This window comes from Neoaquamicrobium sediminum (assembly GCF_013240295.1).
GTDB lineage: Bacteria > Pseudomonadota > Alphaproteobacteria > Rhizobiales > Rhizobiaceae > Aerobium > Aerobium sediminum.
In genome coordinates, this window is sequence record NZ_JABETK010000001.1 from 2,183,133 (window position 1) to 2,192,217 (window position 9,085).

Sequence of the window (9,085 nt, forward strand, 5' to 3'; positions counted from 1 at the left end):
GCACCGTAGACTCGTGTTTATGGTCGTGTCAACAGTGGGTTGAAACTAAGTTGACAGTTTATCGCCCTCGGTGATGCGAATCTGGTCCGCGATTGAACCCCGTGACGAGACCGACAACTCGAATGCGAGCCCCTGCCACGCATCGCCCTTCACGTCGTACTTGGCGGGGGTCAGGCGCACCTGGTCAATCTCGAAAGTGAACTGCTTCCCGACCGGGTTCTTCGGGACGAATTTGAAATCGACCTTCCGTTCGCCGCCGAAGAACATTTGCAGGTTTTCCATGCTGATGTTCTGGCAAATCATCAAAATCCGATACCGGGAATATTTGAACCCGAATTGCAGGAGGTCGGTGTTGCCGATGCAGCGCCCGTCAATCCAGACTTCGCCTCGCCCGATGGTGTAGTTGTTCTCAGTCATCTTCCAATCCTTCTATGGTCTTTGGCGCTGCCCTGCAGGGCACTGTTGAGGGAAACGCGGTCGACGGCGGGTCCTCCCTGCAGGGCGCTGTTGAGGGAAACGCGCTCGCCCGCGATGAGGCCGCTCAGGTAGTCAGACTCGAAGTCCCGGCTGGATCGCATGTCGCGCTGCTTGATCTTCACCGGCATGGCCGCGTCGATGAGCTGGCCCCGCAACACGATTAGGCCGGTGCCGGTGGGCTCGGGCTGCTTGAGGGCGCGGATGCGGCGGGCGAGGGAGTCCGCCATGCCGTCCATGAAGGGGATGATCTTGCGGCGCTTGGCCGACAGGGTGAGCAGCCCGTATTCACGGTGGAGCCGTTCGAGGTTGTCGTTCATTGCCCTGGCGCAGATCGCGAGCAGATACTTCGAGACATCGACCTCGTGGGCGAACCCGAAGAAGTTGATTTCGACCGGGCGGACGCCGATGGGCGAGGTCCAGTAGCGAGATCCAGTCAGATGCGCGATGGCGTCGGCCACCTTCCACAGCCGGTCGCCCACGAAGTCGTCATGGTGCTCGGTGTGGCGCTGGAACGGGGACTCGCGAAGCTGGACCTCGTCGACGGTGAGGTTGTATTTGGCGAGCATTTCCGCCGCCTTCGCGGCAGCGGCAACCGCCTCGTCCTCGGTGCATCCGTTCTCGACCGTCTTGGCGAGTAGGGCGCGGATGCGCGCCGCGATCCTGTCACGGTCGTTCACGCTTCAACATCCCCTCAAGCTTCTTTACGATCGAGGCGACGGTGATCCCATCATCATAGTCGTCGTCTTCGGCCCATCGTTTGATGTTCGCGATTTCGGCGCGGATCGCCTGAGCCTTGGTCTTCGCGAGCTTCGGGGAGGCTTCTCGCCGACCCGCCATTTCGTGCGCCACATGGGGTCGATACTTGGGAGCCAGCCGTAGTCGCCATGTTTCTTCGAGAGCTTGCCCCATGTGCAAATGCTCTTCTGGATCGCGTGGACATAGCCGCCACGGATCGTCCGAACGATATGCTGTTCGAACGTTACCTTGCCGGTGCCGTCCGCGACGAAGCATTCCAGATATATGTCACCCACCTTCGCCATGGTCAGTCCACCTTCGGTGCGACGACGAAACAGGCACAAGCGAAGAGCAAGGTCGGGTAGTCAATTGGGTGCCCGAAATAGTCCATGGCAACGGTTCCGCCGAGGACAATGGCGATCCAAAGGATATGTGGCATCACTCGCATGGCGCTGACCTCCCGCCGCCAAAGACGTAGTCACGCCAGGCGATCCAGCACCACTTGCCGTCACGGTTCTTGAGGAAGCCCCACGGGCGACCGCCCTTGCCCCGCCAAACCAGCGTGACGATAGCGCCGGGACCGTATGCGGCCCTGACCCCGTTCTTCTCGCACGGCTCGCCGCCGACGTATCGCCCGAGGACGCGATGCGTGTGCTCGGCGGGACGGAAGGTCCAGCGCCACGCACGAACGATCTGACGGCGCACTTCATAGCGCTCTTCGGTGTGGCCGAAATCAAAGGTTTCGTTGAGCGCGTCGACCGGCACCACATGATCGCTCACGCGAACGTTCCGGCGCTCCGTGACTTCCTCGACATATGGTGTCAGCGGGAACGTCCAGAAGTCCCAAGGATGGTCGTGCGGATCAGCGTCAAGGTCGCCCCGGTGGAAGATGTGGAGACGCAGCCGCCCGATCCACATGCGCGTCATGTAGGGCGAGCCGTCGTCACCGTGGATCGTGTGCCGTCCGAGGAAGCTTTCGCCCTTCTCCCTCTTCGCGCTGCGCCTGCTATCCCAATCCTCGGGTGGGCCAGGTGGCAAGTCTTCCAGGCTTTTGCCTTCTCGCATGAACTCGCGGATGTCCTCGGACAGCCATCCGCGCTTCAAAAGCTCGTCGACGAGAACCTTTTCCTTCCAGCAGACGCAGTCGTCAGGGTGGCGCGGACATCGTTCCTCGGGGTCGTCCTGACCCTCGCAAGTCAATGGGACGTGGACGGCGCTGCAAACCATGCAGACGTAGGAATCGATCCGCATGGTTTGGTGCCTGTAGTGCGGGAGCCAGTCGTGGTCCCGACCGAGTTCGGCGCAGTCGCGGGTCATTGTTCCTCACTCGCGCTGAGTAGGTCGAGAATTTCCGTCCGCATCAGCGACATGCGCGCGGCCAGTTCGAGCGGTGGCACCCGCTCGTCGCGGAAGTGGTTCGCCATGGTCTCGAAGCGCTGCGCGATCTTCTCGCGGACGTTTCGGACGGGTTCTGCTTGCTGTGTCATTGGAACCTCTGTCCGGTGATCTGCATCGCGCGGACTCGAGACTGTTCGAGCGCGATCATGGGTTCGAGCATCGACGACGGAACACCCGCCTGGACGAGTGAAATCACGTCGACATACTCTTCGTGAGCGTCGACCTCGACGAAGGCGAAGGTGGCGGGATCGCTATGGTTCGCCCAATTCTTGATGTGCTCCTGCGCCGCCGAAACGCTGCCGAAGCTGACCGCCTGGCTGTGTCCGACGCAGTCGAGCAACGAGAAGAAGCCGAAGCCCATGGCGTTGCCGAGGTAGACCCCCATCTGAGGGTGGGTGATGACGACACGCTTCATGCCTGAACCCCCGTCACGGCCTTCACAAGCCAATTGTTGTCATCCAAGAAGCGCCTCCGCAGCCTCCCTCTGCGGGTGGCGTAGTCGACGAGTGATCCGAGGTTTTCGCTCAGGTGGGTGCCCCGGTATTCGCCACGATAGAGCTTCGCGAGAACCCACCCCTTGTGCTCACGGGAATAGGAGATGCGGAACGGCTTCATGCCTTCACCTGCCGCAGCGGATTGTCGCGTTGGAAGCGCATCCGCGCCTCGTGTTCCTCGCGCCGGTCGCGGTTGTTGAGATACCTGCGACCGGCCTCCATAAGCATGAATGAGGCCATCAGGTTCATGGTCACGAGGAACACCACGAAGAGCATTCCGATCTTGTCGATAACTTCGATCATCGCTTCACCTGCAACTCAGTTTCAGGCTCGGACCCTAGCTCGGTTATCTTGGTAATGTCAACAGCAGGTTGAAACTAACTACCGCGAAATGACATAGGTGCCCGGTTGCGGGTTCGCCTGGGCGCGGTCGGGGGTGCCAGCGTTCGAGAAGATCATCATGCCGAGCACGACGGAGGCCGCGAGGCCAAACGGGATGAACGTGCGGAAAGTCATGGTGGTATCCTTCCTTTGAAAGGGAAACGCCCCACGCCCCGATGGGTTCAGCCCATGCCCTTCGACGGTTCGAGAAGGGCGAGCATTTCCTTTGCGCACTGGTCCGGTGCGTAACAGTCTACGGGGATGCTCAATTTCCATCCTTCGCCGCGTCTGTAGTTGGTCGCGCCGAGCGCCTTGCCACAGCGTTTGCAGGGCCAGTCTCCGTTCTTCACGGTGACGGTTACGGACGGAATCTCGTTCATCCTACCAACTCTCGGATCTCGGGAGCCCGTCGCTCTTGCACCTGTAGCAGAATCTCGCGTGTGCCCGACCAACGCTGCTTCTCGTCGAGCATCCTGGCCGTGTTGTCGATGTAGTCGGCCCGCGCAATTTCGCGCTCGCAGTAGGCGATGGCGTCACTGAGTTTCATAGCCGCCGTCCTCGGTCTCGACGTAGCCGAGCGGCTTGCCGATTGGCGAAGGCCGCACTTCCCCCATTCGACCGGGTGGCCCTTGCCGGGTCGACGCGGTGCCAGGAGGCTAGCGGCGACGACACAGGCAAGCAGCATGAGGAAATGCAGGATCAAGGTCAGCGTCATGTCGGCCACTCCGCTGTCAGTTGCTCCCACGGAACGTGGTAGGCCCGAGCGATGTCGCGCATACACAGTTCCACATATTCCGCCATGTAGTAGGGGGCAGAAGGGGTGCTGATCATCACCGTTGGGCCGGGTAAGGTTTCGATGTCGACGACCGCGCTTGCCGCCTCAGACATGCCGAGCTTTGCGGGCAGCGGGATCGTGCTGGCGGCAACGGTGGCCGCTGATCCAAGAAGAAGCTGACGGCGGTTCATTCTGACTCCTTCGGTCGATAGGCCGCGATTGCCTCGTGCGCCAACGTGCGGGGGTCATTGTGCCCATCGGCGATCTGCTCAAGCACCTTGAAGAACCGAGGCCCCGCCCATTCCAGACGCTGCTTGTTGTAGGCCGCTTTCTCTCGCTCGTCGGAAACGGCTTTGCGAGCCTCTACCTTCTCGGGGTCATGTTGTTTGCAATACGCCCCGTCTGGTCCGTGTCCGCGCTTTCGGGCGCACTGGCCGTAGTGGGGCCAGTTCCCGATATAGCGCGTGACCTCGACGCAGCAGCGCTCGAAGTCAGGGGCGGTTTTTCCATGGTCCCCATAGGCCGCTTTATAGCGCCCGTTGTCCATCACTCGACCTCTTCCGGCTTCACGCGCTCCATCTGGACCGGACGCCAACCATCGGGAATATGCGGTTGCAGCATGTAGAACTGGTCCGTCATCTGCTCGGCGTTCTCAAGCGCCACGATGTCGAATCCGTCGACGGAAATCCAGTGGGGCCCACCCTCGGTGCCCTCGCTCGGTGCGATCTTGATCCACAGCGTTTCGAGGGGCTTGCCGCTGTTCTCGGGCAGGAGCCGCGCGACTCGCTTCCCGCGCCCGGTGATTTCGTACTCCCGAACTGCAGGGCCATCCTGCCGGATCGAAGTGGCGTTGGTGTCGTCGAGCAGGCCCCTCTTTGCCAGATCGAGCGTGACGTTGTGCGCTACGGTGTCGGCCTCGACGCGAATGCGCCCGTCCTCATTCCGATAGGCGGTGATCAGCGCGTCACGGGCGTTGAGGTCCAGCTTGCGGACAAGGGCTTCATCAGGTGTCGTCATATCAAGTCGTTCTCCCGGCAGCGGCGAGCGGCCTCAGCCATTCCATGATCATATCGTAGCTCATCGTTCCGCCGCCACGACTTGAGGGCCGTTTCGTAGCTGAGCGTGAGAGGGTGAAGGGGGTCGCCCGATGCCGTGAAACCCCAAACCAACACTGGCTTGCCCGAGACAAAGAGCATGTCCGCGAGGTTGTCGAAATGAAACCGCAGCGGCGCGGGAACCTTGTTTCGGCTCCCCCAACACGGCACGAGGATGTCCGCCTCGGCGATGATCTGCGCAAGGTACCGAGCGTTCTCGTGACCGACTGGATCGCCAGCCTTGGCGAGTTCTCGCACGTCCGTCGCCCGGTAGGCGAAAGCATTGCCGACGATGAACCGGGAGCCGCCGTTCTGAGCGGTGAAGCCTCGCCACTTCCTGACCGTGTGGTCATCCTCGTCGGCGTCGGCAGTCGAGCCGTTGACGCCGAAATAGGCATAGACCGGCCCGCTGTGGGACACGCCACGTTCGAGGCGGTAGCGGTAGCGGAAGCACGGAGAAAGCACGGTTCCCATCACTCGACCCCGTCCAATCCGAGGGTGTGCATGGCGAGATGCGTCTGAACACCGACGACCCGATGCCGCCCTGTCAGGGGGTTGCGAGCCGGGAAGCGGATGTGCATCCAGAAGAACACCCAATTACCGGCTGGCGCTTGGAAAGGTGCCTTGGGCCGGTGGCCGAACAGGCGCAGTCGCGCGAAGTGCCAGGGCCTCATCATGCCTTCGCCCCTCCATCCCGATTGGCGCGCTTCTGGCGGCGGATGGCCTCTCGAAGCGCGGCCTGTTCGCTGCTCTTGTGGTCGAGGCGGCGACCGTCCACGGTCACGTCGAACCCGCCCGTGGCGCAAGCCTGAATGCCGAAGCAGGCGGCACCGTTGATCGCAACCGGGATGTCGTCGACGGTCAGTTTCTTCTCGGGGTGCTGGCTCATTAGTGAAACACCGCAATCAAAAGGCAGATGAAGATCAGCCCGATAGCGCCAGCACCGACCCCCGTGAGAAATGAGGGCATGTGTACCGCGAACTCAATCACGCTCATGACTCCGCTCCTGCGCTGCGCAGGGTTCGTGCCTGCGAATCCGTTGCCGCACGTCGCGCGTCCACCGCCGCCGCGATGAGCAGCCCGACCGTTGTGCATTCGTCCCACTTCTCGTCGGGCACCGTGACGCCGAACTCCCGCTCGACGTGGATGACCAATTCCGTGCGGTCGAGGCTGTCGATCTGCAATTCGTCGATCGGCGTTTCCTGCGTGACGGTGACGCCGACAGGGTCGCCATAGAACCGCTGGACGTGCTCGATGATTTCCTTGGTGATGCTTCTCATGGTCTGAAAACCCCGCCTGTGTGGAAGAACTTCCGGCCTTTTCGGCCTATAGGGAAAGTTGCCTCACCACGCTCCAATACGGCGACAGCTTCACGCTGATAGGGTTGCAACCCGAAGTGCCGAAGAGTGTCGTCTTCGAGCTTTTCTTTGAAGCGTTCGAGTATCTGAGCCTTCATGCGTTCGAGGATGTCCCCGAGGGCTGGCGGCAAGGGCTCGGCGCGCTCAATGTTCTCGATCATAGCGATGTATTCGGGAGTCCGCGGTGTCTTGCGGAATGCCGGTGAAACCCGGTCTTCTACCTTGATGTTGATCACCACCGGGCGGGCCTCCATATCGAGCTTCGCTCCCGGCATCAGGTGGGGAATGTATGTCGTCACAGTAGGCTCTCCTGGCGGGCCGGAAGCACGGCCTTGGGGTTGATCGACCAGACGGTCATGAACTGGCGGACGCTCTCGCCGCGCACGAACACGCAATTGCCAGTCGGGCGCTTCTCGCGCTTGACGACGCCTTCCTTGCGCAGGATGCCGAGGCTCGCGGACACCCGCGAGACGTTCACGTCGGAGAAGTGCGTCTCAAGCGAACGCTGGATCATCTTGGCCGTCGCAGGCTGCACGGCGAGTGCGTCGATGATGGCCCACTGCAACCGTGTCATTGCTCGGACCCTCGCGAGCGGATCGTGTGGTGCTGGCAGTAGCGCCCGTGCGCCGCGTGGCCGCAGAAGATGCCAGGGCGAACCGGCCAACGGCACTCTTGGTCCGTCACGTCGAGCGGATAGACACCTGGCGCTGCGCTGTCGTAGGCGTGTGCCTCGTCCTCGGTGAAGCCGACGATCTGGACCGTCACCGGCTTCAAGCTCGGCGGTGCGTCCTCGGCGGAACCCTTTTCACGGATTCGTGCCATGGACACGTTGAGCGGATGAGTGCGGTCGAGGACCGGGTTTGCCCGATAGACATCCGCGACTTCCTGTCGGCGGACCTTCTCGCCCGTCGTGAGGCTGATGGACTCAGCAAGGCCCGAGGCCGTGTGTCCTTCCTCGTAGTGGCTTCTGATCAGGTCACATTGGGCGACCCGTGAAGCGCCTTTCCATGTTGGTCGTACAAGCATCCCGCTTCCTCTCGATGAGGTCGGCACACTTACACGGGATATTGGTCATGTCAACCGCTTGTTGAAACTGGCTTTGCACTTGAAGAATCCGCTTCGCACTATTCGTTTTGAGAAATTCGTTTTCGTTTGAACGGATTCGTTTCGCGAGGAAGACATTCCTGGCTCAGTGCGGCAGGATCATTTTCCTAGGAAAAACATCCCATTCAAAGGCGCGGTCGTTTTGGGGTAAACTTAGTTGCAGCCCTCGATCGTCGATCAGTCGGTGAGCGATTGGCCGAGCTTGTTCATCCGGTATTGGTCATGCAGTTCGGCCCCGCGCTCTCGGCTGCAACGGAGCATCCTGTCCCAATCCGTCCCGCCTCGCATGTTGCGATCGCGGCACTCGATCACACTGTTGATAAGCAGCTTCGCCAACTCAGGCGATGCCCCGCCCTCGGCGAAGTTTCGGAGCCCGGTCATCACTTCCCGCATTTCCTTGACGGCACTCGTTTGTCTCGACGAACAACGCTTCCATAACCGCGAGCCTCGGTCATAGCGGTTGGCGCACATCGCCTGAGAATGAGTTGTGGGATTGTCGGTGGTCATCGCGAGCGAGATCCTGAGTTCCCGCAACGCCGCATCCAGATCGGCGGAACCTCGTCTGACCTCGGCGGCACTCGCACTCATCACCGGCAGTGCGTCCACCGGGCTCGGTGTCGATGGCGTTTGGTGTCCGATGAAGTAGCCGGTCAGCAACGCCAGGCCGACCGCTGGCAGGATCATCAGTCGCATTCGCGTTCTCCCCGCGCTTCTTGCAAGCTCTCGCGTTGTGTTCGCACACTCGGGTTAAGATGCGCTCAACCGCGCGCACCCGCGAAAATTCCAGAAATGAAGTTGGAGTTCCAAGGTAAGAACTGAAGTTCAAGAGCCAAGGTAAGCAAGGTAGTGTGGCGCGGCCAGGCGTTTTTGTTTTTCGGGAGAGCCGCCGCGTTCTCCTGCGCCGGATATGGTTAACATCAACTTCGATTCAAATACGGTCTATTAGGGTTAACCGTGCGGGCTGGACGGGTCGACGATCGACGACGGCGCGGCAACCGTGGCGACGATCCGCGCGCCGCTCAGGGAAGCTCAGGGACGGCAGTTAGAGCGCTGGACGGTCGACGGGTCGCGGGAAGCTCAGGCGCGGCGCTGGACCTCTTCCCCGTCGACGGGTCGCGGATCGTCACACGGTCGCCCAGGCGCGGCGCTGGCGTCCCTGCTAGGCCGCGTTGCGGATTGTCGCCACGGTCGCCCAGGCGGACGCCTAGACGCGGAAAAGCCGCGCCACGGGGAAACCGTGACGCGGCTTTGATTGAGTGTGCGAACGGG

General features: G+C 61.4%; 22 protein-coding genes. 1 reads left to right on the top strand and 21 read right to left on the bottom strand.

Annotation, left to right across the window (positions count from 1 at the left end; all coding sequences use genetic code 11):
- Positions 1–45 precede the first annotated feature (45 nt).
- Genes HK436_RS10750 through HK436_RS10760 form a run of 3 tightly spaced genes read right to left on the bottom strand, consistent with a single transcriptional unit; the run spans position 46 to position 1,314 of the window.
- On the bottom strand, positions 46–417 hold the full coding sequence (locus tag HK436_RS10750) for a hypothetical protein (RefSeq protein WP_173189523.1): 372 nt from the start codon (positions 415–417) through the stop codon (positions 46–48).
- Positions 414–1,154, bottom strand: a complete 741-nt coding sequence (locus HK436_RS10755) for a DUF7168 domain-containing protein (RefSeq protein ID WP_173189524.1) — start codon at positions 1,152–1,154, stop codon at positions 414–416. The genes HK436_RS10750 and HK436_RS10755 overlap by 4 nt, the downstream gene beginning before the upstream one ends.
- On the bottom strand, positions 1,141–1,314 hold the full coding sequence (locus tag HK436_RS10760) for a hypothetical protein (protein ID WP_173189526.1): 174 nt from the start codon (positions 1,312–1,314) through the stop codon (positions 1,141–1,143). The genes HK436_RS10755 and HK436_RS10760 overlap by 14 nt, the downstream gene beginning before the upstream one ends.
- Before the next feature lie 95 nt (positions 1,315–1,409).
- Here HK436_RS10760 and HK436_RS10765 point away from each other — a divergent pair, with 95 nt between their 5' ends.
- The gene (locus HK436_RS10765; protein ID WP_173189528.1) at positions 1,410–1,577 is read left to right on the top strand and encodes a hypothetical protein; all 168 of its coding nucleotides are present in this window, start codon (positions 1,410–1,412) and stop codon (positions 1,575–1,577) included.
- Between the two features lie 73 nt (positions 1,578–1,650).
- Here HK436_RS10765 and HK436_RS10770 read toward each other — a convergent pair whose 3' ends face one another.
- The 18 genes from HK436_RS10770 to HK436_RS10850 all read right to left on the bottom strand — a co-directional run bounded on the left by HK436_RS10770 (position 1,651) and on the right by HK436_RS10850 (position 8,509).
- Entirely contained in the window at positions 1,651–2,529 is an 879-nt protein-coding gene (locus HK436_RS10770; protein ID WP_173189530.1) for a hypothetical protein, read from the bottom strand.
- On the bottom strand, positions 2,526–2,699 hold the full coding sequence (locus tag HK436_RS10775; protein ID WP_173189532.1) for a hypothetical protein: 174 nt from the start codon (positions 2,697–2,699) through the stop codon (positions 2,526–2,528). Before HK436_RS10775 ends, HK436_RS10770 begins: the two co-directional genes overlap by 4 nt.
- Entirely contained in the window at positions 2,696–3,025 is a 330-nt protein-coding gene (locus tag HK436_RS10780) for a hypothetical protein (RefSeq protein ID WP_173189534.1), read from the bottom strand. Before HK436_RS10780 ends, HK436_RS10775 begins: the two co-directional genes overlap by 4 nt.
- Positions 3,022–3,225 carry a hypothetical protein gene (locus HK436_RS10785; protein WP_173189536.1) on the bottom strand — a complete coding sequence of 68 codons (204 nt, stop codon included), beginning with the start codon at positions 3,223–3,225 and terminating at the stop codon, positions 3,022–3,024. The genes HK436_RS10780 and HK436_RS10785 overlap by 4 nt, the downstream gene beginning before the upstream one ends.
- Positions 3,222–3,407, bottom strand: coding sequence for a hypothetical protein (locus HK436_RS10790; RefSeq protein ID WP_173189538.1), 186 nt, complete (start codon positions 3,405–3,407; stop codon positions 3,222–3,224). The genes HK436_RS10785 and HK436_RS10790 overlap by 4 nt, the downstream gene beginning before the upstream one ends.
- Positions 3,408–3,485: 78 nt before the next feature.
- Positions 3,486–3,620 (bottom strand): hypothetical protein, encoded by a 135-nt coding sequence (locus HK436_RS32360; RefSeq protein ID WP_280515598.1) that lies wholly within the window; start codon positions 3,618–3,620, stop codon positions 3,486–3,488.
- Between the two features lie 47 nt (positions 3,621–3,667).
- Positions 3,668–3,865, bottom strand: a complete 198-nt coding sequence (locus HK436_RS10795; protein ID WP_173189540.1) for a hypothetical protein — start codon at positions 3,863–3,865, stop codon at positions 3,668–3,670.
- Positions 3,862–4,200 carry a hypothetical protein gene (locus HK436_RS10800; protein ID WP_173189542.1) on the bottom strand — a complete coding sequence of 113 codons (339 nt, stop codon included), beginning with the start codon at positions 4,198–4,200 and terminating at the stop codon, positions 3,862–3,864. The genes HK436_RS10795 and HK436_RS10800 overlap by 4 nt, the downstream gene beginning before the upstream one ends.
- Positions 4,197–4,451: a hypothetical protein gene (locus HK436_RS10805; RefSeq protein WP_173189544.1), complete on the bottom strand. Its 255-nt coding sequence runs from the start codon at positions 4,449–4,451 to the stop codon at positions 4,197–4,199. Before HK436_RS10805 ends, HK436_RS10800 begins: the two co-directional genes overlap by 4 nt.
- Complete coding sequence (locus tag HK436_RS10810; RefSeq protein WP_173189546.1) at positions 4,448–4,807, bottom strand: hypothetical protein; 360 nt, start codon at positions 4,805–4,807, stop codon at positions 4,448–4,450. The genes HK436_RS10805 and HK436_RS10810 overlap by 4 nt, the downstream gene beginning before the upstream one ends.
- Positions 4,807–5,277: a hypothetical protein gene (locus HK436_RS10815; protein WP_173189548.1), complete on the bottom strand. Its 471-nt coding sequence runs from the start codon at positions 5,275–5,277 to the stop codon at positions 4,807–4,809. Before HK436_RS10815 ends, HK436_RS10810 begins: the two co-directional genes overlap by 1 nt.
- On the bottom strand, positions 5,274–5,828 hold the full coding sequence (locus HK436_RS10820) for a DUF1643 domain-containing protein (RefSeq protein ID WP_173190110.1): 555 nt from the start codon (positions 5,826–5,828) through the stop codon (positions 5,274–5,276). The genes HK436_RS10815 and HK436_RS10820 overlap by 4 nt, the downstream gene beginning before the upstream one ends.
- Positions 5,829–6,027: 199 nt before the next feature.
- On the bottom strand, positions 6,028–6,243 hold the full coding sequence (locus HK436_RS10825; protein WP_173189550.1) for a hypothetical protein: 216 nt from the start codon (positions 6,241–6,243) through the stop codon (positions 6,028–6,030).
- Between the two features lie 103 nt (positions 6,244–6,346).
- Positions 6,347–6,634: an acyl carrier protein gene (locus HK436_RS10830; protein ID WP_173189552.1), complete on the bottom strand. Its 288-nt coding sequence runs from the start codon at positions 6,632–6,634 to the stop codon at positions 6,347–6,349.
- The gene (locus tag HK436_RS10835; protein ID WP_173189553.1) at positions 6,631–7,011 is read right to left on the bottom strand and encodes a hypothetical protein; all 381 of its coding nucleotides are present in this window, start codon (positions 7,009–7,011) and stop codon (positions 6,631–6,633) included. The genes HK436_RS10830 and HK436_RS10835 overlap by 4 nt, the downstream gene beginning before the upstream one ends.
- Positions 7,008–7,286 carry a helix-turn-helix domain-containing protein gene (locus HK436_RS10840; RefSeq protein WP_173189555.1) on the bottom strand — a complete coding sequence of 93 codons (279 nt, stop codon included), beginning with the start codon at positions 7,284–7,286 and terminating at the stop codon, positions 7,008–7,010. The genes HK436_RS10835 and HK436_RS10840 overlap by 4 nt, the downstream gene beginning before the upstream one ends.
- Positions 7,283–7,738 (bottom strand): hypothetical protein, encoded by a 456-nt coding sequence (locus HK436_RS10845; protein ID WP_173189557.1) that lies wholly within the window; start codon positions 7,736–7,738, stop codon positions 7,283–7,285. The genes HK436_RS10840 and HK436_RS10845 overlap by 4 nt, the downstream gene beginning before the upstream one ends.
- 255 nt (positions 7,739–7,993) lie before the next feature.
- Positions 7,994–8,509, bottom strand: a complete 516-nt coding sequence (locus HK436_RS10850; RefSeq protein ID WP_173189559.1) for a hypothetical protein — start codon at positions 8,507–8,509, stop codon at positions 7,994–7,996.
- Between the last annotated feature and the right edge of the window lie 576 nt (positions 8,510–9,085).